Here is a 22234-nt window from a genome sequence, read left to right as displayed (position 1 = left end):
CAAACTCACGTTCGGTGATTACGACGATCAGGCAGTCGCCTTGTCGTCCTTCTTAAGACTTGCAGGCGGCCAGTTGTCGAGGCGCATGCCGAGGGACAGACCGCGGGAGGCCAGAACGTCCTTGATTTCAGTCAAGGATTTCTTGCCCAGGTTCGGAGTCTTCAACAGTTCTACTTCGGTGCGCTGAATCAGATCACCGATGTAGTAAATGTTTTCCGCCTTAAGGCAGTTAGCCGAACGTACAGTCAGTTCCAGATCGTCAACCGGGCGAAGCAGGATCGGATCGATCTCGTCTTCCTGCTCGATTACCACTGGTTCGCTGTCACCCTTGAGGTCGACGAACGCAGCCAACTGCTGTTGCAGAATGGTTGCAGCGCGGCGGATAGCCTCTTCAGGATCCAGAGTACCGTTGGTTTCCAGATCAATAACCAGCTTGTCCAGGTTAGTACGCTGTTCGACACGGGCGTTTTCCACCACGTATGCGATACGGCGAACCGGGCTGAACGAAGAGTCGAGCTGCAAGCGACCAATGCTGCGGCTTTCGTCTTCATCGCTCTGACGCGAGTCGGCCGGTTCATAACCACGACCACGAGCTACGGTGAGCTTCATGTTCAGGGCGCCGTTAGACGCCAGGTTAGCGATTACGTGATCGGGATTAACGATCTCGACATCATGATCCAGCTGAATATCGGCAGCGGTAACCACCCCCGAACCCTTCTTCGACAAGGTCAGCGTAACTTCGTCACGGCCGTGCAGCTTGATAGCCAGACCTTTAAGGTTCAACAGGATTTCAATTACGTCTTCCTGTACACCTTCGATGGCGCTGTACTCGTGGAGCACACCGTCAATCTCGGCCTCGACTACTGCACAGCCGGGCATTGAGGACAACAGGATGCGGCGCAGCGCGTTGCCCAGGGTGTGGCCAAAACCACGCTCGAGAGGCTCGAGAGTGATCTTGGCGCGGGTTGGACTGACAACCTGCACATCAATGTGACGGGGTGTCAGGAACTCATTTACCGAAATCTGCATGGATGCACCTATTTTCTAGCCCTTACTTGGAGTAGAGCTCGACAATCAGGCTTTCGTTGATGTCGGCGGACAGATCACTGCGAGCAGGAACGTTCTTGAAAACGCCCGACTTCTTCTCAGTGTCTACTTCTACCCATTCTACGCGGCCACGTTGGGCACACAGATCGAGAGCTTGGACAATGCGAAGTTGATTTTTTGCTTTCTCGCGAATCGCGACCACGTCACCAGCACGAACCTGGTACGACGGGACGTTAACGGTTTGGCCGTTTACGCTGACGGATTTGTGCGATACCAGCTGACGGGATTCGGCACGAGTCGAACCAAAGCCCATACGGTATACAACGTTGTCCAGACGGCATTCGAGCAGTTGCAGCAGGTTTTCACCGGTTGCACCTTTCTTGCCAGCAGCTTCTTTGTAGTAGCCGCTGAACTGACGCTCGAGAACGCCGTAGATACGACGGACCTTCTGCTTTTCACGCAGTTGGGTGCCGTAGTCGGACTGGCGACCGCGGCGTTGGCCGTGGATACCAGGTGCTGCTTCAATGTTGCACTTCGATTCGATCGCGCGCACGCCGCTCTTCAGAAAGAGATCGGTGCCTTCACGACGAGCGAGTTTGCATTTTGGACCAATGTAACGAGCCATTCTTTACAATCTCCTGGATTACACGCGGCGCTTCTTCGGCGGACGGCACCCGTTGTGCGGGATTGGCGTCACGTCGGTGATGCTGGCGATCTTATAGCCACAGCCGTTCAATGCACGGACAGCAGACTCACGACCTGGACCTGGACCTTTGACGTTGACGTCGAGGTTTTTCAGGCCATATTCCAGCGCAGCTTGACCAGCACGTTCAGCAGCTACTTGAGCAGCAAACGGGGTGGACTTGCGGGAACCGCGGAAACCCGAACCACCGGAGGTAGCCCAAGAAAGCGCGTTACCTTGACGGTCGGTGATGGTCACGATTGTGTTGTTAAAAGATGCATGGATGTGGGCGATGCCATCAACCACTGTCTTTTTAACTTTTTTACGAGGACGAGCAGCAGGTTTTGCCATGATTAATTTCCTGTCGATTCGCGTGGGCGATTACTTGCGGATCGGCTTACGCGGACCTTTACGGGTACGCGCGTTAGTCTTGGTACGCTGACCGCGTACTGGAAGACCACGACGATGACGCAGACCACGGTAGCAACCGAGGTCCATCAAACGCTTGATTTTCATGTTGATTTCGCGACGCAGGTCACCTTCAGTGGTGAACTTCGCCACTTCGCCACGCAACAGCTCAATCTGCTCGTCGCTCAGATCCTTGATCTTTGCGGCTGGGTTTACCCCAGTATCTGCGCAAATTTTCTGCGCAGTAGTGCGACCAACACCATAGATGTAGGTCAGCGAGATAACAGTGTGCTTGTTATCTGGAATGTTAACGCCTGCAATACGGGCCATTCAGTGGGACTCCAATTGACAGCTACCTACGCCCCGGAAGCCAAGAAATAGGGCGCGAGATAATATCGCTGTAATAACAAATAATCAACCCGGCAGCGCACTAGCTGCCGGGCTTCAAGCGGATCACACTCAGCCTTGGCGCTGTTTGTGACGCGGTTCCGCGCTGCAAATTACTCGAACAACACCTTCGCGGCGAATAATCTTGCAGTTACGGCACAGCTTTTTCACCGATGCACGAACTTTCATCACCAACTCCTCGAACCTTATGGGTACTCAGCGCAACATGCCGCTGCCGTAACCCTTCAGGTTGGCTTTCTTCATCAGGGATTCGTACTGGTGCGAAACGAGGTGCGATTGTACTTGGGACATGAAGTCCATCACAACCACGACGACGATCAGCAACGAGGTCCCGCCAAGGTAGAACGGAACGTTTGCTGCAACCACCAGGAACTGGGGCAACAGGCAGACGGCCGTCATATATAGAGCACCGAACATGGTCAAGCGAGTCAGAACGCCATCAATGTAGCGCGCAGACTGCTCACCTGGACGAATACCCGGAATAAAGGCACCGGACTTCTTCAGGTTTTCCGCTACGTCTTTCGGATTGAACATCAACGCCGTATAGAAGAAGCAGAAGAAAATAATCCCTGCACTAAACAGCAGAATATTCAACGGCTGACCAGGAGCGATCGACTGCGAGATGTCCTGCAACCAGCCCATACCTTCAGACTGACCGAACCAGGCACCCAACGAAGCCGGAAACAGCAAAATGCTGCTCGCGAAAATGGCAGGAATAACCCCGGCCATGTTCACTTTCAGCGGCAGGTGGCTGGTCTGCGCGGCAAAGACCTTGCGGCCCTGCTGACGCTTGGCGTAGTGAACAGCAATACGACGCTGGCCACGCTCAATGAACACCACAAAACCGATAATCGCTACTGCCAACAAACCGATGGCAACCAGGGCGAAGATATTGATATCACCCTGACGTGCAGACTCGAAAGACTGCCCAATCGCTCTCGGAAGACCGGCAACGATACCTGCGAAAATCAACATCGAGATACCGTTACCAACACCACGCTCAGTAATCTGCTCACCCAGCCACATCATGAACATCGCACCAGCCACAAATGTGGATACCGCGACGAAATGGAAGCCAAAGTCACCAGTGAACGCAACACCCTGCCCGGCCAGGCCAACGGACATGCCGATAGCCTGGACCAGGGCGAGGATGACAGTGCCGTAGCGGGTGTACTGGCTTATCTTGCGACGGCCAGCTTCACCTTCCTTCTTCAACTGCTCCAACTGCGGACTGACGGCGGTCATCAGTTGCATGATGATCGATGCCGAGATGTACGGCATGATCCCCAGTGCAAAGATGCTCATCCGTTCCAGCGCGCCGCCGGAAAACATGTTGAACAAGCTAAGAATGGTCCCCTCATTCTGTCGAAACAGGTCTGCGAGTCGGTCCGGGTTGATACCTGGAACCGGGATGTGTGCGCCTATTCGGTAGACGATAATCGCCAGGAACAGAAAACGCAGACGAGCCCAAAGTTCAGACATACCGCCTTTGCCGAGCGCTGAGAGAGCACCTTGCTTAGCCATTTATTCCTCGAACTTGCCGCCAGCTGCTTCGATAGCCGAACGCGCACCTTTGGTGGCGCCGATTCCCTTGCCGATAGTGACAGCGCGAGTCACTTCACCGGACAGCATGATTTTCACACGCTGTACGTTGACGTTGATCACGTTGGCATCTTTCAGGGTCTGCACGGTAACGATGTCGCCTTCCACTTTGGCCAGCTCGGACAGACGCACTTCTGCGCGGTCCATGGCTTTCAGGGAAACGAAACCGAACTTCGGCAGGCGACGATGCAGCGGCTGTTGACCGCCTTCAAAGCCTGGAGCGATGGTGCCACCGGAGCGGGAGGACTGACCTTTGTGGCCACGGCCACCGGTCTTGCCCAAACCACTACCGATACCACGGCCCGGACGATGCTTTTCGCGACGGGAACCCGGCGCTGGACTCAGATCATTGAGTTTCATCGAATTAACCCTCGACACGCAGCATGTAGTAAGCCTTGTTGATCATCCCGCGATTCTCGGGAGTATCAAGTACTTCTACAGTGTGACCGATGCGACGCAGACCCAAACCCTTAACGCACAATTTGTGGTTAGGGATGCGGCCGGTCATGCTTTTGATCAGCGTTACTTTAACGGTAGCCATGATCAGAAGATCTCCTTGACGCTTTTGCCACGCTTGGCGGCAATGGATTCAGGAGACTGCATTGCTTTCAAACCCTTGAAAGTGGCGTGAACCACGTTTACCGGGTTAGTCGAGCCGTAGCACTTGGCCAGAACGTTCTGAACGCCAGCAACTTCGAGGACAGCACGCATAGCGCCGCCAGCGATGATACCGGTACCTTCAGAGGCAGGCTGCATGTACACCTTCGAAGCGCCGTGAGCGGACTTCATTGCGTACTGCAGAGTGGTGCCGTTCAGATCAACTTGGATCATGTTGCGACGAGCAGCTTCCATTGCCTTCTGGATCGCAGCAGGCACTTCACGTGACTTGCCACGGCCGAAGCCAACACGCCCTTTACCATCACCAACCACGGTCAACGCGGTGAAAGTGAAGATACGGCCGCCTTTAACGGTTTTGGCTACGCGGTTAACTTGAACCAGCTTCTCAATGTAGCCTTCGTCGCGCTTTTGGTCGTTATTTGACATAACTTAGAACTCCAGCCCAGCTTCACGAGCAGCATCAGCCAGCGCTTTCACGCGGCCGTGGTACTTGAAGCCAGAGCGGTCGAAAGCCACTTGCGAGACGCCAGCGGCCTTAGCACGCGTAGCGACCAGCTGGCCAACCTTAGTGGCCGCGTCGATGTTGCCAGTGGCACCATCACGCAGTTCTTTATCCAAAGTCGAGGCGCTTGCCAGGACTTTGTTGCCGTCGGCCGAGATGACCTGGGCGTAGATGTGCTGCGACGAGCGGAACACGCAGAGACGCACGACTTCGAGTTCGTGCATTTTCAGGCGTGCTTTGCGAGCGCGACGCAGTCGAGTAACTTTTTTGTCGGTCATTTGCTATGCCCTACTTCTTCTTGGCTTCTTTACGACGGACGACTTCGTCCGCGTAGCGCACACCTTTGCCTTTGTACGGCTCTGGTGGACGGAAGTCGCGGATCTCAGCGGCCACCTGACCTACCAGCTGCTTATCAATACCCTTGATCAGGATATCGGTTTGGCTTGGGGTCTCAGCGGTGATGCCTTCCGGCAGTTCGTAATCCACTGGGTGCGAGAAGCCAAGGGCCAGGTTCAGAACCGTGCCTTTTGCTTGCGCTTTGTAACCAACACCGACCAGCTGGAGCTTGCGCTCGAAGCCTTGGCTTACGCCTTGGACCATGTTGTTTACCAACGCACGAGTGGTACCGGCCATTGCGCGAGTTTGTTGATCGCCATTGCGAGCAGCGAAACGCAGCTCACCAGCTTCTTCAACGATCTCAACGGACGAATGGATGTTCAGTTCCAGAGTGCCCTTGGCACCCTTCACCGAAAGCTGTTGGCCTGCGAATTTTACTTCGACACCGGCTGGCAGCTTAACGGGGTTCTTAGCGACGCGTGACATGCTTATCCCCCCTTAGAACACAGTGCAAAGAACTTCGCCGCCGACACCGGCAGCGCGCGCAGCACGATCCGTCATCACACCTTTGTTGGTGGAGACGATAGACACACCGAGACCGCCACGAACTTTTGGCAGATCATCAACGGACTTGTACTGACGCAGGCCTGGACGGCTAACGCGCTTCACTTCTTCGATGACCGGACGGCCTTCGAAGTACTTCAGCTCGATGGACAGCAGTGGTTTGATTTCGCTGCTGATCTGATAACCCGCAATGTAGCCTTCGTCTTTCAGGACTTTGGCAACAGCAACCTTCAACGTGGAAGATGGCATGCTTACGACGGACTTTTCAGCCATCTGGGCATTACGGATACGAGTTAGCATGTCCGCTAACGGGTCCTGCATACTCATGGCTAGACGCTCCTAATACAAAAAAATTAGCCTTGCGGCCATTACGTGTCGCCGAGAATCTCCGAGCACAAAACACACGGGCTCAGGCGAGCCGCGTATTTTAGACACACTCCGGAAATGAAACAAGCCCCAAAAGGGGCTTGTTCCAGATTCTAGGCCACCGGTGGTCAGTATCTTGCGATCCTGGCCACCGAGACTTCGAACGTACTTACCAGCTGGCTTTAACCAGACCTGGTACGTCACCACGCATTGCCGCTTCACGCAGTTTGTTACGGCCGAGGCCGAACTTGCGGTAAACGCCGTGTGGACGACCGGTCAGGCGGCAGCGGTTACGCATGCGCGAAGCGCTTGCGTCACGTGGCTGCTTCTGCAGAGCAACTGTAGCTTCCCAACGCGCTTCTGGACTTGCGTTCAGATCAACGATGATTGCTTTCAGTGCTGCACGCTTCTTGGCGTACTTGGCAACCGTGAGCTGACGCTTCAGCTCGCGGTTTTTCATGCTCATCTTGGCCATGGTCCTACTCCAATCAGTTGCGGAACGGGAATTTGAACGCACGCAGCAGAGCGCGGCCTTCATCATCGTTCTTGGCAGTGGTGGTCAGGGTGATGTCCAGACCGCGGAGAGCATCGATCTTGTCGTAGTCGATTTCCGGGAAGATGATCTGCTCTTTAACGCCCATGCTGTAGTTACCACGACCATCGAAGGACTTGGCATTCAGGCCGCGGAAGTCGCGGACCCGAGGCAGGGAGATCGACAGCAGACGATCCAGGAATTCGTACATACGCTCACGGCGCAGAGTCACTTTGACGCCGATCGGCCATCCTTCACGGACTTTAAAGCCAGCGATGGATTTACGAGCGTAGGTCACAACGACTTTTTGGCCGGTGATCTTTTCCAGGTCAGCAACAGCGTGCTCGATGACTTTTTTGTCGCCGATCGCTTCGCCCAGACCCATGTTCAGGGTGATTTTGGTAACGCGCGGAACTTCCATCACGTTCGAAAGCTTAAGTTCTTCCTTAAGTTTCGGTGCGATTTCCTTCCGGTAAATCTCTTTTAGTCGTGCCATGGTCTTCTACCTAGCAGTGTTCAAGCATCAACCGCTTTTTGGGTCGACTTGAAGACACGAATTTTCTTACCGTCTTCTACTTTGAAACCAACGCGGTCAGCCTTGTTGGTTTCGCCGTTGAAGATGGCGACGTTAGAAGCGTGCAGTGGCGCTTCTTTCTCGACGATACCGCCTTGTACGCCCGACATCGGGTTAGGCTTGGTATGACGCTTGACCAGGTTCAGACCACCAACGACCAGACGGTCATCAGCAAGAACCTTCAGCACCTTACCGCGCTTACCTTTGTCTTTGCCGGCGATCACGATGATCTCGTCGTCACGACGAATCTTTTGCATGTCGGATCTCCTTACAGCACTTCTGGGGCGAGCGAGACGATCTTCATGAACTTCTCAGTACGAAGTTCACGGGTCACTGGCCCAAAGATACGGGTGCCGATCGGCTCTTGCTTGTTGTTCAGAAGAACAGCAGCGTTGCCATCAAAGCGGATAATGGAGCCATCTGCACGGCGTACGCCGTGACGAGTGCGGACTACAACAGCAGTCATCACTTGGCCTTTTTTCACTTTACCGCGAGGAATTGCTTCCTTCACGGTAACTTTGATGATGTCACCGATACCAGCGTAACGACGATGGGAGCCACCCAGCACCTTGATGCACATAACGCGGCGTGCGCCGCTGTTATCGGCCACATCGAGCATGGATTGAGTCTGAATCATATAATTTCTCCGACCCCTAGTCCTTAGACTTCCACAGCGCGTTCGAGAACATCAACCAGGGCCCAAGACTTGGTCTTGGCCAACGGACGAGTTTCACGAATAGTGACTTTGTCGCCGATGTGGCACTGGTTGGTTTCGTCGTGCGCGTGCAGCTTAGTCGAACGCTTAACGTATTTACCGTAGATCGGGTGCTTAACGCGACGCTCGATCAAAACGGTGATGGTTTTGTCCATCTTGTCGCTGACAACACGGCCAGTCAGCGTACGGACAGTCTTTTCGGCTTCAGCCATGATCACTTACCTGCCTGCTGGTTGAGCACAGTCTTCACGCGAGCAATGTCACGCTTAACTTGCGAGAGCAGATGAGACTGCCCCAACTGGCCAGTTGCTTTCTGCATACGCAGATTGAACTGGTCGCGCAGCAGGCCGAGCAGTTGCTCGTTCAGCTGCTGTGCGGATTTTTCACGAAGTTCATTCGCTTTCATCACATCACCGTCCGTTTAACAAAGGAGGTGGCGAGCGGCAGCTTTGCAGCAGCCAGGGCGAAAGCCTCACGCGCCAGCTCTTCAGTAACACCCTCGATTTCATACAGGACTTTGCCTGGCTGAATCTGGGCAACCCAATATTCCACGTTACCCTTACCTTTACCCATCCGAACTTCGAGGGGCTTTTTGGAGATAGGCTTGTCCGGGAATACACGGATCCAGATCTTGCCGCCACGTTTAACGTGACGGGTCAGTGCACGACGCGCTGACTCGATCTGACGAGCGGTGAGACGACCACGAGCTACAGACTTCAGCGCATATTCGCCGAAGCTGACTTTGCTACCGCGCTGAGCCAGACCACGGTTGTGGCCTGTCATCTGCTTGCGGAACTTCGTACGCTTTGGTTGCAACATTTGGCGTACCCCTTACTTAGCAGCTTTTTTACGAGGCGCTGGTGCTTGTGGTTTCAGTTCTTCTTGGCGACCACCAATTACTTCGCCTTTGAAGATCCAAACCTTTACACCGATCACACCGTAGGTGGTGTGAGCTTCGTAGTTGGCATAGTCGATGTCGGCACGCAGGGTGTGCAGTGGCACACGACCTTCGCGATACCATTCAGTACGTGCGATTTCAGCACCGCCGAGACGACCGCTCACTTGGATTTTGATGCCTTTGGCACCAATGCGCATGGCGTTCTGTACTGCGCGCTTCATAGCGCGACGGAACATTACGCGACGCTCCAGCTGCTGAGCTACGCTCTGCGCAACCAGCATACCGTCGAGCTCCGGCTTGCGGATCTCTTCGATATTGATGTGCACAGGCACACCCATTTGCTTGGTCAGGTCCTGACGCAGTTTCTCAACATCTTCACCTTTCTTCCCGATAACGATACCTGGACGAGCGGTGTGGATGGTGATACGTGCAGTTTGAGCAGGACGATGGATATCGATACGGCTCACGGACGCGCTTTTTAGTTTGTCTTGGAGATACTCACGCACCTTCAGATCAGCGAACAAGTAGTCCGCATAAGTCCGACCGTCTGCGTACCAGACGGAGGTGTGCTCCTTGACGATTCCCAGGCGAATGCCAATGGGATGTACTTTCTGACCCATCTCTTCGACTCCGTTACTTGTCAGCAACCTTGACAGTGATATGGCAAGACCGCTTGACGATGCGATCAGCTCGGCCTTTGGCACGAGGCATGATGCGCTTCAGCGAACGCCCTTCGTTGACGAAAACGGTGCTGACCTTCAGGTCATCAACGTCTGCGCCTTCGTTGTGCTCGGCGTTGGCTACGGCCGACTCCAGCACTTTCTTGATGATCTCGGCGGCTTTCTTACTGCTGAAAGCCAACAGGTTGAGCGCTTCGCCCACCTTCTTCCCGCGGATCTGGTCGGCGACCAAGCGGGCTTTCTGGGCGGAGATTCGAGCGCCCGACAACTTAGCGGCTACTTCCATCGTTCCTTACCCCTTAACGCTTGGCTTTCTTGTCTGCCACGTGCCCACGATATGTGCGGGTACCGGCAAACTCGCCTAGTTTGTGGCCGACCATGTCTTCGTTCACGAGAACTGGAACATGTTGACGACCGTTATGCACTGCAATGGTCAGACCGACCATTTGTGGCAGGATCATCGAACGACGCGACCAGGTTTTCACCGGTTTGCGATCGTTCTTTTCCGCCGCCACTTCGATCTTCTTCAGTAGGTGAAGATCAATAAAAGGACCTTTTTTCAGAGAACGTGGCACTGTCGTATCCCTCTATTTACTTGCGACGACGGACGATCATTTTGTCGGTACGCTTATTACCACGAGTCTTCGCGCCCTTAGTCGGGAAGCCCCATGGCGATACCGGATGACGACCACCAGAGGTACGACCTTCACCACCACCGTGTGGGTGGTCAACCGGGTTCATGGCAACACCACGAACGGTTGGGCGAACGCCACGCCAGCGTTTGGCACCAGCTTTACCCAGCGAACGCAGGCTGTGCTCGGAGTTCGAGACTTCGCCCAGGGTCGCACGGCATTCAGCCAATACTTTACGCATTTCACCAGAGCGCAGACGCAGGGTCACGTAGACACCTTCACGAGCGATCAGCTGAGCCGAAGCACCAGCGGAACGAGCGATTTGCGCGCCTTTACCCGGCTTCAATTCGATGCCGTGTACGGTGCTACCAACTGGAATGTTGCGCAGTTGCAGAGCGTTGCCCGGCTTGATCGGTGCCAAAGCACCTGCGATCAGCTGGTCACCAGCACTCACGCCTTTAGGGGCGATGATGTAGCGACGCTCGCCATCTGCGTACAGCAGCAGAGCGATGTGAGCAGTACGGTTTGGATCGTATTCGATACGCTCGACAGTGGCAGCGATGCCATCTTTGTCGTTGCGACGGAAGTCGACCAGACGATAATGCTGCTTATGGCCACCACCGATGTGACGAGTGGTAATACGACCATTGTTGTTACGACCACCAGTCTTCGATTTCTTCTCGAGCAGCGGTGCGTGAGGAGCGCCTTTATGCAGCTCCTGGTTGACCACCTTGACCACAAAACGGCGGCCAGGGGAAGTCGGTTTGCATTTAACGATTGCCATGATGCACCCCTTCCTTACTCAGCACTGCTGCTGAAATCGAGATCTTGGCCTGGCTGAAGGGAGATAACTGCCTTCTTCCAGTCATTACGCTTGCCCAGACCGCGAGCAGTGCGCTTGCTCTTACCCAGAACATTCAGGGTAGTAACACGCTCTACTTTCACGCTGAACAGGCTTTCGACGGCCTTCTTGATTTCCAGCTTGGTTGCGTCAGTTGCAACCTTGAAAACGAACTGGCCTTTCTTGTCAGCCAGAACCGTAGCCTTTTCGGAAACGTGCGGGCCAAGCAGAACTTTAAATACGCGTTCCTGGTTCATCCCAGCAGCTCCTCGAATTTCTTCACGGCCGACACGGTGATCAACACCTTGTCGTATGCGATCAGACTAACTGGATCGGAACCTTGCACGTCACGTACATCAACGTGTGGCAGGTTGCGAGCAGCCAGGTACAGGTTCTGATCAACAGCTTCAGACACGATCAGGACGTCAGTCAGGCCCATGCCGTTCAGCTTGTTCAGCAGATCTTTGGTTTTCGGCGCTTCAACAGCGAAGTCCTGAACCACGACCAGACGATCAGTACGCACGAGTTCAGCAAGGATGGAGCGCAGTGCTGCGCGATACATCTTCTTGTTGAGCTTCTGGGTGTGATCCTGTGGACGTGCTGCGAAAGTGGTACCGCCGCCACGCCAGATTGGGCTACGGATAGTACCGGCACGAGCGCGGCCAGTACCTTTCTGACGCCAAGGGCGCTTACCGCCACCACGAACGTCGGAACGGGTCTTTTGCTGCTTGCTACCTTGACGGCCGCCGGCCATGTAGGCCACGACTGCTTGGTGAACCAGCGTCTCGTTGAATTCGCCGCCAAATGTCAGTTCGGAAACTTCGATCGCTTGAGCGTCATTTACGTTTAATTGCATGTCAGCTTCCCCTTAACCGCGAGCCTTGGCCGCTGGACGTACAACCAGGTTGCCGCCAGTAGCGCCAGGAACAGCACCCTTGACCAACAACAGATTGCGTTCAGCGTCGACGCGCACTACTTCGAGGGACTGCACGGTCACGCGCTCAGCGCCCATATGACCGGACATTTTTTTGCCCTTGAATACACGACCAGGAGTCTGGCACTGGCCAATAGAGCCCGGGACGCGGTGGGAAACGGAGTTACCGTGAGTGTTGTCTTGGCCACGGAAATTCCAACGCTTGATCGTACCCTGGAAGCCTTTACCCTTGGACTGACCGGTTACATCAACCAGTTGACCAGCGGCGAAGATTTCAGCGTTGATCAGATCGCCAGCCTGGTAGTCGCCGTCTTCAAGACGGAACTCCATGACAGTACGACCAGCTGCAACGTTTGCTTTAGCGAAGTGACCTGCTTGAGCAGCAGTCACACGCGAAGCACGACGCTCGCCGACAGTGACTTGCACTGCACGATAGCCATCGGTTTCTTCAGTTTTAAACTGGGTGACGCGATTCGGTTCGATCTCAATGACCGTGACCGGAATGGAGACACCTTCTTCGGTGAAAATACGGGTCATACCGCATTTACGACCGACTACACCAATAGTCATGTTGTAAACCTCATGAGTGTACGGGGCTTTCACCCGCTATGGCCGCCCATTTCAGAGCGTTACACGACTAAGACCCAAGTCTTAGCCGAGGCTGATCTGTACTTCCACACCGGCCGCCAGATCAAGCTTCATAAGTGCATCAACGGTTTTATCCGTTGGCAGGACGATGTCCAGCACGCGCTTATGAGTACGGATCTCGTACTGGTCACGCGCGTCTTTGTTGACGTGCGGGGAGACCAGAACGGTGAACCGCTCTTTACGGGTAGGCAGTGGAATTGGACCACGCACTTGAGCACCAGTACGTTTCGCGGTTTCCACGATTTCCTGGGTGGATTGGTCGATCAGTTTGTGGTCAAAAGCCTTCAACCTGATACGAATTTGCTGATTTGCCATTGGATTTCAGACTCCGGCTGCTATTCCCAGCGAGCGCAACACGCCCGTTAAAAGGAGGCGCAATTCTATAGACGCCCCATATGGGTGTCAACTCAATAAAAAAGCCCCCGCTGAGCGGGGGCTTTTTCAAGTCATCACTTATTAAGCGATGATTTTGGCTACGACGCCAGCGCCGACGGTACGACCGCCTTCACGGATAGCGAAACGCAGACCATCTTCCATTGCGATGGTTTTGATCAGGGTAACAACCATTTTGATGTTGTCGCCTGGCATTACCATTTCAACGCCTTCCGGCAGTTCGCAGTTACCGGTCACGTCAGTGGTCCGGAAGTAGAACTGTGGACGGTAGCCTTTGAAGAACGGAGTGTGACGACCGCCTTCTTCTTTGCTCAACACGTACACTTCAGCTTCGAAGGTAGTGTGCGGCTTAACCGAACCTGGCTTGACCAGAACCTGGCCACGCTCAACGTCGTCACGCTTGGTACCACGCAGCAGAACGCCGCAGTTCTCGCCTGCACGACCTTCGTCGAGCAGTTTACGGAACATTTCAACACCGGTGCAGGTGGTGACGGTAGTGTCACGCAGACCAACGATTTCCAGTGGATCTTGAACCTTAACGATACCGCGCTCGATACGACCAGTCACAACAGTACCACGACCGGAGATCGAGAATACGTCTTCGATTGGCATCAGGAACGGCTTGTCGATAACACGAACTGGATCTGGGATGTAGCTGTCCAGAGTCTCAACCAGTTTACGAACGGCAGTGGTGCCCATTTCGTTGTCGTCAAGACCGTCCAGAGCCATACGAGCAGAACCGATGATGATCGGAGTGTCGTCGCCTGGGAAGTCGTAAGTGCTCAGCAGATCGCGCACTTCCATCTCAACCAGTTCCAGCAGCTCAGCGTCGTCTACCAGGTCAGCCTTGTTCAGGAAAACCACGATGTACGGAACGCCTACCTGACGGGACAGCAGGATGTGCTCACGGGTTTGTGGCATCGGACCATCAGCGGCCGAGCAAACCAGGATCGCGCCGTCCATCTGGGCAGCACCGGTGATCATGTTCTTCACATAGTCAGCGTGACCTGGGCAGTCAACGTGAGCGTAGTGACGGATCAGCGAGTTGTATTCAACGTGCGCGGTGTTGATGGTGATACCACGAGCTTTTTCTTCTGGTGCGCTGTCGATCTTGTCGAAGTCAACACGAGCCGAACCGAAAACTTCGGAGCAGACGCGAGTCAGAGCAGCGGTCAGAGTGGTTTTACCGTGGTCAACGTGGCCGATAGTGCCAACGTTTACGTGCGGTAGGGAACGATCAAATTTTTCTTTAGCCACGACAATTAACTCCTTGCCTAAAGGACTGAATCAGCCTTGTTTTTTGGATACAGTTTCAGCGATGTGCGCCGGAGCTGTGTTGTATTTTTTGAATTCCATAGAGTAGCTTGCGCGACCCTGAGACATGGAACGAACGTCGGTCGCATAACCGAACATCTCGCCCAACGGAACCTCGGCACGAATCACTTTGCCGGAAACCGTATCTTCCATACCCAAGATCATGCCGCGACGACGGTTAAGGTCGCCCATCACGTCACCCATGTAGTCTTCAGGCGTAACGACTTCTACTGCCATGATTGGCTCAAGCAACTCACCACCGCCCTTCTGGGCCAGTTGCTTGGTAGCCATGGAAGCAGCCACCTTAAACGCCATCTCGTTGGAGTCGACGTCGTGGTAAGAACCGTCAAAAACGGTCGCCTTCAGGCCGATGAGCGGATAGCCGGCAACAACACCGTTCTTCATCTGCTCTTCGATACCCTTCTGGATAGCCGGGATGTATTCCTTAGGAACAACACCGCCCACTACTTCGTTCACGAATTGCAGACCTTCCTGACCTTCATCAGCAGGAGCAAAACGGATCCAGCAATGGCCGAACTGGCCACGACCGCCGGACTGACGAACGAATTTGCCTTCGATTTCGCAGTTCTTCGTGATGCGCTCACGATAGGAAACCTGAGGCTTACCGATGTTGGCCTCGACGTTGAACTCACGGCGCATCCGGTCAACCAGGATGTCCAGGTGAAGCTCGCCCATGCCGGAGATGATCGTTTGACCAGTCTCTTCATCAGTCTTGACGCGGAAAGATGGATCTTCCTGAGCAAGCTTGCCCAGAGCGATACCCATTTTTTCCTGGTCATCCTTGGTCTTAGGCTCAACGGCAACCGAAATAACCGGCTCCGGGAAGTCCATGCGAACCAGGATGATTGGCTTGGCAGCGTCGCACAAGGTCTCACCAGTGGTGACGTCCTTCATGCCGATCAGGGCCGCGATGTCACCAGCGCGTACTTCCTTGATCTCTTCACGGGCGTTTGCGTGCATTTGCACCATACGACCCACACGCTCTTTCTTGCCTTTAACCGAGTTGATCACGCCGTCGCCGGAGGCCAACACGCCCGAGTAAACGCGGACGAAGGTCAAAGTACCCACGAATGGGTCAGTAGCGATCTTGAACGCCAGAGCCGAGAACGGCTCGCTGTCATCGGCGTGACGCTCCATCTCTTCTTCCTCGTTATCAGGGTTGGTACCCTTGATAGCAGGAATGTCGGTTGGAGCAGGCAGGTAGTCGATAACGGCGTCGAGAACCAGGGGAACACCCTTGTTCTTGAAGGAAGAACCGCAAACAGCCAGAACGATCTCACCAGCGATAGTACGCTGACGCAGAGCGGCCTTGATTTCCACGTTGGTGAGCTCTTCACCTTCGAGGTACTTGTTCATCAGCTCTTCGCTGGCTTCGGCAGCAGCCTCAACCATGTTGTTACGCCACTCGTCAGCCAGCTCCTGCAGTTCTGCAGGGATAGGCTTACGAACAGGAACCATGCCTTTGTCAGCGTCATTCCAGTAAACAGCTTCCATGTTGATCAGATCGATCTGACCCTGGAAGTTGTCTTCGGAACCGATAGCCAACTGGATTGGCACCGGAGTGTGACCCAGACGCTGTTTGATCTGACCGATCACGCGCAGGAAGTTGGCACCAGCACGGTCCATCTTGTTTACGTAAACAAGACGTGGAACGCCGTACTTGTTGGCCTGACGCCATACGGTTTCCGACTGAGGCTCAACACCCGAAGTACCGCAGAACACAACGACAGCGCCGTCGAGTACACGCAGGGAACGCTCAACTTCAATGGTGAAGTCTACGTGGCCCGGGGTATCGATTACGTTGAAGCGGTGCTCGTCCTTGTACTGCTTCTCGGAACCTTTCCAGAAGGCGGTAATAGCAGCAGAAGTAATGGTAATACCACGCTCCTGCTCCTGAACCATCCAGTCTGTGGTCGCGGCGCCGTCATGCACCTCGCCCATTTTGTGACTTTTGCCGGTGTAAAACAGTACGCGCTCGGTGGTGGTGGTTTTACCAGCATCCACGTGAGCAACGATACCGATGTTACGGTAGCGGCTAATCGGAGTAGTACGAGCCATAAAGCCCTCGCAAAATTAGTGAAGCTAGAATTAGAAGCGGTAGTGCGAGAAAGCTTTGTTGGCTTCAGCCATACGGTGCACGTCTTCACGCTTCTTAACAGCAGCACCTTTACCTTCAGCAGCGTCCAACAGTTCGCCAGCCAAACGCAGGGCCATAGACTTCTCGCCGCGCTTACGGGCGAAGTCTACCAACCAGCGCATTGCCAAAGCGTTACGACGGGACGGGCGAACTTCAACCGGAACCTGGTAAGTAGCACCGCCTACACGGCGCGACTTCACTTCGACCAGCGGAGCGATGGCGTCGAGAGCTTTCTCGAAGATTTCCAGGGGGTCGCTGTTCTTGCGTTCTTTAACCTTTTCCAGCGCGCCATAAACGATACGCTCGGCAACGGCTTTCTTGCCGCTTTCCATTACGTGGTTCATGAACTTGGCCAGGATTTGGCTTCCGTATTTTGGATCGTCAAGCACTTCGCGCTTGGCTGCTACGCGTCTTCTTGGCATGGATAAGCCCTCAAACGGTCTTCAGGTTCGCTCGGAATCGGTGCCCTTTCGGGACGCCTCCGACCTTACTCTTATCGACTCAGAAAATAAGATGATTCAGTTTTACAAAAAGCCGCTACTACTTAGGCTTCTTGGTACCGTACTTCGAGCGACCCTGGTTACGACCTTTAACGCCGGAAGTATCCAAGGAGCCGCGTACGGTGTGGTAACGAACACCTGGCAAGTCTTTTACACGACCGCCGCGGATCAGTACCACGCTGTGCTCTTGCAGGTTGTGACCTTCACCGCCGATGTACGAGGAAACCTCGAAACCGTTGGTCAGGCGCACACGGCATACTTTACGCAGTGCCGAGTTAGGTTTTTTCGGCGTAGTTGTATACACGCGAGTGCATACGCCACGACGTTGCGGGCAGTTCTGCAGCGCAGGCACGTCGGATTTCTCGACGATACGCTTACGCGGCTGACGTACCAGCTGGTTGATAGTTGCCATCTACTAGCTCCACTGTTGTCTTGCGACGCTATTGTCTTGCAAGAAAAGCAAAATGGCAGGAACGAATTCCCGCCAAATTTAGGGGTACAAGAGTCTAAAGAGGATCTTGTCCCCAGTCAAGGCAAGGCCCCGACCTCCCCTTCCATCGAACCGGGACAAATCTGTCTCGATCCGACGAACGGGGCTGCCAGGGCCCGGTCTTATTTACCGCAGAACTCAGTTACCGCTTGAGTTCAGCGCTTCGGTCAGTGCAGCTTCCACTTCACTGGCGCTTACGCGCAACGGCTTGTCGAGTTCACGGCGACGCTTACGCTCGCTGTGGTAGGCCAAACCGGTACCGGCCGGGATCAGACGACCCACAACCACGTTTTCTTTCAGGCCGCGCAGGTAATCGCGCTTGCCGGTTACCGCTGCTTCGGTCAGTACGCGAGTAGTCTCCTGGAAGGAGGCCGCCGAGATGAACGACTCAGTGGACAACGACGCCTTGGTGATACCCAGCAACACACGAGTGAACTTGGAAACGAATTTCTCGTCGTTCGCCAGGCGCTCGTTCTCTACCAGTACGTGAGTCAGTTCCATCTGGTCGCCCTTGATGAAACTCGAATCGCCGGATTCAGCGATTTCAACTTTACGCAGCATCTGACGCAGGATGGTCTCGATGTGCTTATCGTTGATCTTCACGCCTTGCAGACGGTAAACGTCCTGGATCTCGTTAACGATGTACTTGGCCAGCGCACTCACACCCAGCAGACGCAGGATGTCGTGTGGATCGCTCGGGCCGTCGGAGATAACTTCGCCGCGGTTTACCTGTTCGCCTTCGAAGACGTTCAGGTGACGCCACTTCGGAATCAGCTCTTCGTACGGATCGCTACCGTCGTTCGGGGTGATAACCAGGCGGCGCTTGCCCTTGGTCTCTTTACCGAACGCGATGGTGCCGCTGACTTCAGCCAGAATCGACGCTTCTTTCGGACGACGAGCTTCGAACAAGTCGGCAACACGCGGCAGACCACCGGTGATGTCACGGGTCTTCGAAGTTTCTTGCGGGATACGAGCGATAACATCACCGATCGCGATCTTCGCACCATCCGCAACACCGACCAGGGCGTTGGCTGGCAGGAAGTACTGAGCGATAACGTCAGTGCCTGGCAGCAACAGATCCTTGCCGTTGTCATCAACCATCTTCACGGCAGGACGGATATCTTTGCCTGCAGCTGGACGGTCTTTGGCGTCGAGTACTTCAATGTTGGTCATACCGGTCAATTCGTCAGTCTGACGCTTGATCGTGATGCCTTCTTCCATGCCCACGTAGGTCACGGTACCTTTCATTTCGGTAACGATTGGGTGAGTGTGCGGATCCCACTTGGCCACGATTGCGCCAGCGTCGACCTTGTCACCTTCTTTAACCGAAATCACAGCACCGTACGGCAGCTTGTAACGCTCGCGCTCACGACCGTAGTCATCAGCGATTGCCAGCTCACCGGAACGGGACACAGCAACCAGGTGGCCATCCACTCGCTCAACGTGCTTCAGGTTGTGCAGACGGACGGTACCGCCATTCTTCACCTGAACGCTGTCGGCTGCGGAGGTCCGGCTTGCCGCACCACCAATGTGGAACGTACGCATGGTCAGCTGGGTACCCGGCTCACCGATGGACTGGGCAGCGATAACGCCGACCGCTTCACCGATGTTCACCTGGTGACCACGAGCCAAGTCACGGCCGTAGCACTTGGCGCAAATGCCATAGCGGGTTTCGCAGCTGATCGGCGAGCGAACAATCACTTCGTCGATGCTGTTGAGTTCGATGAACTCGACCCACTTCTCGTCTACCAGGGTGCCGGCAGGAACGATGACTTCCTCGGTACCTGGCTTGAATACGTCACGGGCGATTACTCGACCCAGTACGCGCTCACCCAACGGCTCTACAACGTCGCCGCCTTCGATGTGCGGAGTCATCAGCAGACCGTGTTCGGTGCCGCAATCAACTTCAGTCACAACCAAGTCTTGCGCAACGTCTACCAGACGACGAGTCAGATAACCGGAGTTAGCGGTTTTCAACGCGGTATCCGCCAGACCTTTACGAGCACCGTGAGTCGAGATGAAGTACTGAAGTACGCTCAAACCTTCACGGAAGTTCGCAGTAATCGGCGTTTCGATGATGGAACCGTCCGGCTTGGCCATCAGGCCACGCATACCGGCGAGCTGACGGATCTGCGCAGCAGAACCCCGTGCGCCCGAGTCGGCCATCATGTACATCGAGTTGAACGACTCTTGATCGACTTCCACGCCATGACGGTCGATAACACGCTCTTTCGAGAGGTTCGACATCATCGCCTTCGACACTTCGTCGTTGGCCTTGGACCAAAGGTCGATCACTTTGTTGTACTTCTCGCCCTGGGTTACCAGGCCGGAGGCGTACTGGCTTTCGATCTCTTTCACTTCATCGGTGGCAGCACCGATGATGGCGGCTTTCTCGTCCGGGATAACGAAGTCGTTAACACCGATGGAAACGCCGGAAATGGTCGAATAAGCAAAGCCGGTGTACATCAACTGGTCAGCGAAGATAACGGTCTCTTTCAAACCAACCACGCGGTAGCACTGGTTGATCAGCTTGGAGATCGCCTTTTTCTTCATTGGCTGGTTGACCACGTCGTACGACAGGCCAGGTGGAACAACCTGGAACAGCAGCGCACGACCGACAGTGGTGTCGACGATACGGGTGTTCTTGACGCTGCCACCGTCACGATCGTTGATGGTTTCGTGGATGCGGACTTTAACCTTGGCGTGCAGTGCGGCTTCGCCGGCACGGAACACACGGTCAACTTCCTGCAGATCCGCGAACACACGACCTTCGCCCTTGGCGTTGATCGCTTCACGAGTCATGTAGTACAGACCCAATACAACGTCCTGCGACGGAACGATGATTGGCTCACCGTTGGCTGGCGACAGAATGTTGTTGGTCGACATCATCAACGCACGCGCTTCCAGCTGGGCTTCCAGCGTCAGCGGTACGTGCACGGCCATTTGGTCGCCGTCGAAGTCGGCGTTGTACGCAGCACAGACCAGCGGGTGCAGCTGGATAGCCTTACCTTCGATCAGTACTGGTTCAAACGCCTGGATACCCAGACGGTGAAGGGTCGGTGCACGGTTGAGGAGAACCGGGTGTTCACGGATCACTTCAGCGAGAACGTCCCAAACCTCTGGCAGCTCGCGCTCGACCATTTTCTTGGCAGCTTTGATGGTGGTCGCGAGACCACGCATTTCCAGCTTGCCGAAAATGAACGGTTTGAACAGCTCGAGAGCCATCTTCTTCGGCAGACCGCACTGGTGCAGACGCAGGGTCGGGCCTACGGTAATTACCGAACGACCGGAGTAGTCAACACGCTTACCGAGCAAGTTCTGACGGAAACGACCTTGCTTACCCTTGATCATGTCAGCCAGGGATTTCAGAGGACGCTTGTTCGAACCGGTGATAGCGCGGCCACGACGACCGTTGTCGAGCAGGGCATCGACAGCTTCCTGCAACATACGCTTTTCGTTGCGCACGATGATGTCCGGAGCGGACAGGTCGAGCAGACGCTTCAAGCGGTTGTTACGGTTGATCACGCGACGGTAAAGGTCGTTGAGGTCGGAAGTCGCGAAGCGACCACCATCCAACGGTACCAGCGGACGCAGGTCTGGCGGCAGAACCGGCAGAACGGTCAGCACCATCCACTCTGGCAAGTTGCCGGAACCCTGGAAGGCTTCCATCAACTTCAGACGCTTGGACAGTTTCTTGATCTTGGTTTCGGAGTTGGTTTGCGGAATTTCTTCACGCAGACGGCCAATCTCGTGTTCCAGGTCGATAGCGTGCAGCAGTTCGCGGACAGCTTCGGCACCCATGCGGGCATCGAAATCGTCGCCGAACTCTTCCAGCGCTTCGAAATACTGCTCGTCGTTCAGCAGCTGACCCTTTTCAAGGGTGGTCATGCCTGGATCGATAACGACATAGCTCTCGAAGTAGAGAACGCGTTCGATATCACGCAGGGTCATGTCCATCAGCAAGCCGATACGGGACGGCAGTGATTTCAGGAACCAGATGTGGGCAACCGGCGAAGCCAGCTCGATGTGCGCCATGCGCTCACGACGAACCTTGGCCAGTGCAACTTCAACGCCGCACTTCTCGCAGATCACACCACGGTGCTTCAAGCGCTTGTACTTACCGCACAGGCACTCGTAATCCTTTACCGGGCCAAAGATCTTGGCGCAGAACAGGCCGTCACGCTCTGGTTTGAACGTACGGTAGTTGATGGTTTCCGGCTTTTTAACTTCACCGAACGACCACGAACGGATCATCTCAGGCGATGCCAACCCAATACGGATGGCGTCGAACTCTTCGACTTGACCCTGGTTTTTCAGCAAATTCAGTAGGTCTTTCAAGGCCTTTCCTCCTGGCGGAGCAGAGAGCGGGCTAAACAGCCCCGCTCTCGATTC

At 54.8% G+C, this 22234-nt stretch carries 32 protein-coding genes; all 32 read right to left on the bottom strand.

All coding sequences use genetic code 11. The features are described 5' to 3' along the window. Nucleotides 1–27: 27 nt before the first annotated feature. Nucleotides 28–1029: a DNA-directed RNA polymerase subunit alpha gene (gene rpoA / locus HX811_RS09625; RefSeq protein ID WP_003176403.1), complete on the bottom strand. Its 1002-nt coding sequence runs from the start codon at nucleotides 1027–1029 to the stop codon at nucleotides 28–30. A 22-nt stretch (nucleotides 1030–1051) separates the two neighbouring features. Further along, nucleotides 1052–1672, bottom strand: coding sequence for a 30S ribosomal protein S4 (gene rpsD / locus HX811_RS09620; protein ID WP_003210056.1), 621 nt, complete (start codon nucleotides 1670–1672; stop codon nucleotides 1052–1054). 18 nt (nucleotides 1673–1690) lie between these two features. Then, the gene (gene rpsK, locus HX811_RS09615) at nucleotides 1691–2080 is read right to left on the bottom strand and encodes a 30S ribosomal protein S11 (protein WP_002555466.1); all 390 of its coding nucleotides are present in this window, start codon (nucleotides 2078–2080) and stop codon (nucleotides 1691–1693) included. Nucleotides 2081–2110: 30 nt separating this feature from the next. Next, a complete protein-coding gene (gene rpsM, locus HX811_RS09610) occupies nucleotides 2111–2467 on the bottom strand; it encodes a 30S ribosomal protein S13 (RefSeq protein WP_003210063.1) in 357 nt (118 codons plus the stop codon). 129 nt (nucleotides 2468–2596) lie between these two features. After that, complete coding sequence (gene rpmJ / locus HX811_RS09605; RefSeq protein ID WP_002555468.1) at nucleotides 2597–2713, bottom strand: 50S ribosomal protein L36; 117 nt, start codon at nucleotides 2711–2713, stop codon at nucleotides 2597–2599. A 27-nt stretch (nucleotides 2714–2740) separates the two neighbouring features. Beyond that, a complete protein-coding gene (gene secY / locus HX811_RS09600; protein WP_003210064.1) occupies nucleotides 2741–4069 on the bottom strand; it encodes a preprotein translocase subunit SecY in 1329 nt (442 codons plus the stop codon). Beyond that, the gene (gene rplO / locus HX811_RS09595) at nucleotides 4070–4507 is read right to left on the bottom strand and encodes a 50S ribosomal protein L15 (RefSeq protein WP_003210066.1); all 438 of its coding nucleotides are present in this window, start codon (nucleotides 4505–4507) and stop codon (nucleotides 4070–4072) included. Between the two features lie 4 nt (nucleotides 4508–4511). Beyond that, on the bottom strand, nucleotides 4512–4688 hold the full coding sequence (gene rpmD, locus HX811_RS09590; protein ID WP_003186033.1) for a 50S ribosomal protein L30: 177 nt from the start codon (nucleotides 4686–4688) through the stop codon (nucleotides 4512–4514). Between the two features lie 2 nt (nucleotides 4689–4690). After that, nucleotides 4691–5191, bottom strand: a complete 501-nt coding sequence (gene rpsE / locus HX811_RS09585) for a 30S ribosomal protein S5 (protein WP_003186035.1) — start codon at nucleotides 5189–5191, stop codon at nucleotides 4691–4693. A 3-nt stretch (nucleotides 5192–5194) separates the two neighbouring features. After that, complete coding sequence (gene rplR, locus HX811_RS09580) at nucleotides 5195–5545, bottom strand: 50S ribosomal protein L18 (RefSeq protein WP_003186037.1); 351 nt, start codon at nucleotides 5543–5545, stop codon at nucleotides 5195–5197. A gap of 10 nt (nucleotides 5546–5555) precedes the next feature. Then, nucleotides 5556–6089 (bottom strand): 50S ribosomal protein L6, encoded by a 534-nt coding sequence (rplF, locus tag HX811_RS09575; protein WP_003176412.1) that lies wholly within the window; start codon nucleotides 6087–6089, stop codon nucleotides 5556–5558. 12 nt (nucleotides 6090–6101) lie between these two features. Beyond that, complete coding sequence (gene rpsH / locus HX811_RS09570) at nucleotides 6102–6494, bottom strand: 30S ribosomal protein S8 (RefSeq protein WP_003186040.1); 393 nt, start codon at nucleotides 6492–6494, stop codon at nucleotides 6102–6104. Between the two features lie 208 nt (nucleotides 6495–6702). Further along, complete coding sequence (gene rpsN / locus HX811_RS09565; RefSeq protein ID WP_003176414.1) at nucleotides 6703–7008, bottom strand: 30S ribosomal protein S14; 306 nt, start codon at nucleotides 7006–7008, stop codon at nucleotides 6703–6705. Between the two features lie 13 nt (nucleotides 7009–7021). Then, on the bottom strand, nucleotides 7022–7561 hold the full coding sequence (gene rplE / locus HX811_RS09560; RefSeq protein ID WP_003210069.1) for a 50S ribosomal protein L5: 540 nt from the start codon (nucleotides 7559–7561) through the stop codon (nucleotides 7022–7024). 20 nt (nucleotides 7562–7581) lie between these two features. Continuing rightward, the gene (gene rplX / locus HX811_RS09555) at nucleotides 7582–7896 is read right to left on the bottom strand and encodes a 50S ribosomal protein L24 (RefSeq protein ID WP_007896770.1); all 315 of its coding nucleotides are present in this window, start codon (nucleotides 7894–7896) and stop codon (nucleotides 7582–7584) included. 11 nt (nucleotides 7897–7907) lie between these two features. Further along, nucleotides 7908–8276 carry a 50S ribosomal protein L14 gene (rplN, locus tag HX811_RS09550; protein ID WP_002555479.1) on the bottom strand — a complete coding sequence of 123 codons (369 nt, stop codon included), beginning with the start codon at nucleotides 8274–8276 and terminating at the stop codon, nucleotides 7908–7910. A 23-nt stretch (nucleotides 8277–8299) separates the two neighbouring features. Beyond that, nucleotides 8300–8566: a 30S ribosomal protein S17 gene (gene rpsQ / locus HX811_RS09545; protein WP_003176419.1), complete on the bottom strand. Its 267-nt coding sequence runs from the start codon at nucleotides 8564–8566 to the stop codon at nucleotides 8300–8302. A gap of 2 nt (nucleotides 8567–8568) precedes the next feature. Then, entirely contained in the window at nucleotides 8569–8760 is a 192-nt protein-coding gene (rpmC, locus tag HX811_RS09540; protein ID WP_002555481.1) for a 50S ribosomal protein L29, read from the bottom strand. Next, nucleotides 8760–9173, bottom strand: coding sequence for a 50S ribosomal protein L16 (gene rplP, locus HX811_RS09535; protein WP_003210075.1), 414 nt, complete (start codon nucleotides 9171–9173; stop codon nucleotides 8760–8762). Before rplP ends, rpmC begins: the two co-directional genes overlap by 1 nt. Nucleotides 9174–9185: 12 nt before the next feature. Beyond that, nucleotides 9186–9872 carry a 30S ribosomal protein S3 gene (rpsC, locus tag HX811_RS09530; protein ID WP_003176422.1) on the bottom strand — a complete coding sequence of 229 codons (687 nt, stop codon included), beginning with the start codon at nucleotides 9870–9872 and terminating at the stop codon, nucleotides 9186–9188. Between the two features lie 13 nt (nucleotides 9873–9885). After that, complete coding sequence (gene rplV, locus HX811_RS09525; protein ID WP_003210077.1) at nucleotides 9886–10218, bottom strand: 50S ribosomal protein L22; 333 nt, start codon at nucleotides 10216–10218, stop codon at nucleotides 9886–9888. 13 nt (nucleotides 10219–10231) lie between these two features. Further along, nucleotides 10232–10507 carry a 30S ribosomal protein S19 gene (rpsS, locus tag HX811_RS09520; RefSeq protein WP_002555486.1) on the bottom strand — a complete coding sequence of 92 codons (276 nt, stop codon included), beginning with the start codon at nucleotides 10505–10507 and terminating at the stop codon, nucleotides 10232–10234. A 16-nt stretch (nucleotides 10508–10523) separates the two neighbouring features. After that, entirely contained in the window at nucleotides 10524–11348 is an 825-nt protein-coding gene (gene rplB, locus HX811_RS09515; RefSeq protein WP_003210080.1) for a 50S ribosomal protein L2, read from the bottom strand. 14 nt (nucleotides 11349–11362) lie between these two features. After that, on the bottom strand, nucleotides 11363–11662 hold the full coding sequence (rplW, locus tag HX811_RS09510) for a 50S ribosomal protein L23 (protein WP_002555488.1): 300 nt from the start codon (nucleotides 11660–11662) through the stop codon (nucleotides 11363–11365). After that, nucleotides 11659–12261 carry a 50S ribosomal protein L4 gene (gene rplD, locus HX811_RS09505; protein ID WP_003210082.1) on the bottom strand — a complete coding sequence of 201 codons (603 nt, stop codon included), beginning with the start codon at nucleotides 12259–12261 and terminating at the stop codon, nucleotides 11659–11661. Before rplD ends, rplW begins: the two co-directional genes overlap by 4 nt. Nucleotides 12262–12273: 12 nt before the next feature. After that, complete coding sequence (rplC, locus tag HX811_RS09500; RefSeq protein WP_003194649.1) at nucleotides 12274–12909, bottom strand: 50S ribosomal protein L3; 636 nt, start codon at nucleotides 12907–12909, stop codon at nucleotides 12274–12276. Between the two features lie 81 nt (nucleotides 12910–12990). Further along, entirely contained in the window at nucleotides 12991–13302 is a 312-nt protein-coding gene (gene rpsJ / locus HX811_RS09495; protein ID WP_003210084.1) for a 30S ribosomal protein S10, read from the bottom strand. A 141-nt stretch (nucleotides 13303–13443) separates the two neighbouring features. Further along, nucleotides 13444–14637, bottom strand: a complete 1194-nt coding sequence (gene tuf / locus HX811_RS09490) for an elongation factor Tu (RefSeq protein WP_003210085.1) — start codon at nucleotides 14635–14637, stop codon at nucleotides 13444–13446. 30 nt (nucleotides 14638–14667) lie between these two features. Next, on the bottom strand, nucleotides 14668–16773 hold the full coding sequence (gene fusA / locus HX811_RS09485; RefSeq protein WP_003210087.1) for an elongation factor G: 2106 nt from the start codon (nucleotides 16771–16773) through the stop codon (nucleotides 14668–14670). A gap of 30 nt (nucleotides 16774–16803) precedes the next feature. Beyond that, nucleotides 16804–17274: a 30S ribosomal protein S7 gene (gene rpsG, locus HX811_RS09480; protein ID WP_002555493.1), complete on the bottom strand. Its 471-nt coding sequence runs from the start codon at nucleotides 17272–17274 to the stop codon at nucleotides 16804–16806. Nucleotides 17275–17392: 118 nt separating this feature from the next. Beyond that, nucleotides 17393–17764: a 30S ribosomal protein S12 gene (gene rpsL / locus HX811_RS09475; protein WP_002555494.1), complete on the bottom strand. Its 372-nt coding sequence runs from the start codon at nucleotides 17762–17764 to the stop codon at nucleotides 17393–17395. Nucleotides 17765–17980: 216 nt separating this feature from the next. Further along, the gene (gene rpoC, locus HX811_RS09470) at nucleotides 17981–22180 is read right to left on the bottom strand and encodes a DNA-directed RNA polymerase subunit beta' (RefSeq protein WP_003210090.1); all 4200 of its coding nucleotides are present in this window, start codon (nucleotides 22178–22180) and stop codon (nucleotides 17981–17983) included. Between the last annotated feature and the right edge of the window lie 54 nt (nucleotides 22181–22234).

Origin of the sequence: Pseudomonas sp. F8002 (assembly GCF_013385495.1) — a bacterium.
GTDB lineage: Bacteria > Pseudomonadota > Gammaproteobacteria > Pseudomonadales > Pseudomonadaceae > Aquipseudomonas.
The sequence above is the reverse complement of the archived record's forward strand: the minus strand, read 5'-3'. Positions and strand labels throughout refer to the sequence as shown.

Bases quoted from the DNA above. Each gene is read 5' to 3' on its own strand.
- rpoA (WP_003176403.1), bottom strand. From the start codon at position 1,029: ATGCAGATTTCGGTAAATGAGTTCCTGACACCCCGTCACATTGATGTG.
- rpsD (WP_003210056.1), bottom strand. From the start codon at position 1,672: ATGGCTCGTTACATTGGTCCAAAATGCAAACTCGCTCGTCGTGAAGGC.
- rpsK (WP_002555466.1), bottom strand. From the start codon at position 2,080: ATGGCAAAACCTGCTGCTCGTCCTCGTAAAAAAGTTAAAAAGACAGTG.
- rpsM (WP_003210063.1), bottom strand. From the start codon at position 2,467: ATGGCCCGTATTGCAGGCGTTAACATTCCAGATAACAAGCACACTGTT.
- rpmJ (WP_002555468.1), bottom strand. From the start codon at position 2,713: ATGAAAGTTCGTGCATCGGTGAAAAAGCTGTGCCGTAACTGCAAGATT.
- secY (WP_003210064.1), bottom strand. From the start codon at position 4,069: ATGGCTAAGCAAGGTGCTCTCTCAGCGCTCGGCAAAGGCGGTATGTCT.
- rplO (WP_003210066.1), bottom strand. From the start codon at position 4,507: ATGAAACTCAATGATCTGAGTCCAGCGCCGGGTTCCCGTCGCGAAAAG.
- rpmD (WP_003186033.1), bottom strand. From the start codon at position 4,688: ATGGCTACCGTTAAAGTAACGCTGATCAAAAGCATGACCGGCCGCATC.
- rpsE (WP_003186035.1), bottom strand. From the start codon at position 5,191: ATGTCAAATAACGACCAAAAGCGCGACGAAGGCTACATTGAGAAGCTG.
- rplR (WP_003186037.1), bottom strand. From the start codon at position 5,545: ATGACCGACAAAAAAGTTACTCGACTGCGTCGCGCTCGCAAAGCACGC.
- rplF (WP_003176412.1), bottom strand. From the start codon at position 6,089: ATGTCACGCGTCGCTAAGAACCCCGTTAAGCTGCCAGCCGGTGTCGAA.
- rpsH (WP_003186040.1), bottom strand. From the start codon at position 6,494: ATGAGTATGCAGGACCCGTTAGCGGACATGCTAACTCGTATCCGTAAT.
- rpsN (WP_003176414.1), bottom strand. From the start codon at position 7,008: ATGGCCAAGATGAGCATGAAAAACCGCGAGCTGAAGCGTCAGCTCACG.
- rplE (WP_003210069.1), bottom strand. From the start codon at position 7,561: ATGGCACGACTAAAAGAGATTTACCGGAAGGAAATCGCACCGAAACTT.
- rplX (WP_007896770.1), bottom strand. From the start codon at position 7,896: ATGCAAAAGATTCGTCGTGACGACGAGATCATCGTGATCGCCGGCAAA.
- rplN (WP_002555479.1), bottom strand. From the start codon at position 8,276: ATGATTCAGACTCAATCCATGCTCGATGTGGCCGATAACAGCGGCGCA.
- rpsQ (WP_003176419.1), bottom strand. From the start codon at position 8,566: ATGGCTGAAGCCGAAAAGACTGTCCGTACGCTGACTGGCCGTGTTGTC.
- rpmC (WP_002555481.1), bottom strand. From the start codon at position 8,760: ATGAAAGCGAATGAACTTCGTGAAAAATCCGCACAGCAGCTGAACGAG.
- rplP (WP_003210075.1), bottom strand. From the start codon at position 9,173: ATGTTGCAACCAAAGCGTACGAAGTTCCGCAAGCAGATGACAGGCCAC.
- rpsC (WP_003176422.1), bottom strand. From the start codon at position 9,872: ATGGGTCAGAAAGTACATCCCATTGGCATTCGCCTGGGAATCGTCAAG.
- rplV (WP_003210077.1), bottom strand. From the start codon at position 10,218: ATGGAAGTAGCCGCTAAGTTGTCGGGCGCTCGAATCTCCGCCCAGAAA.
- rplB (WP_003210080.1), bottom strand. From the start codon at position 11,348: ATGGCAATCGTTAAATGCAAACCGACTTCCCCTGGCCGCCGTTTTGTG.
- rplW (WP_002555488.1), bottom strand. From the start codon at position 11,662: ATGAACCAGGAACGCGTATTTAAAGTTCTGCTTGGCCCGCACGTTTCC.
- rplD (WP_003210082.1), bottom strand. From the start codon at position 12,261: ATGCAATTAAACGTAAATGACGCTCAAGCGATCGAAGTTTCCGAACTG.
- rplC (WP_003194649.1), bottom strand. From the start codon at position 12,909: ATGACTATTGGTGTAGTCGGTCGTAAATGCGGTATGACCCGTATTTTC.
- rpsJ (WP_003210084.1), bottom strand. From the start codon at position 13,302: ATGGCAAATCAGCAAATTCGTATCAGGTTGAAGGCTTTTGACCACAAA.
- fusA (WP_003210087.1), bottom strand. From the start codon at position 16,773: ATGGCTCGTACTACTCCGATTAGCCGCTACCGTAACATCGGTATCGTT.
- rpsG (WP_002555493.1), bottom strand. From the start codon at position 17,274: ATGCCAAGAAGACGCGTAGCAGCCAAGCGCGAAGTGCTTGACGATCCA.
- rpsL (WP_002555494.1), bottom strand. From the start codon at position 17,764: ATGGCAACTATCAACCAGCTGGTACGTCAGCCGCGTAAGCGTATCGTC.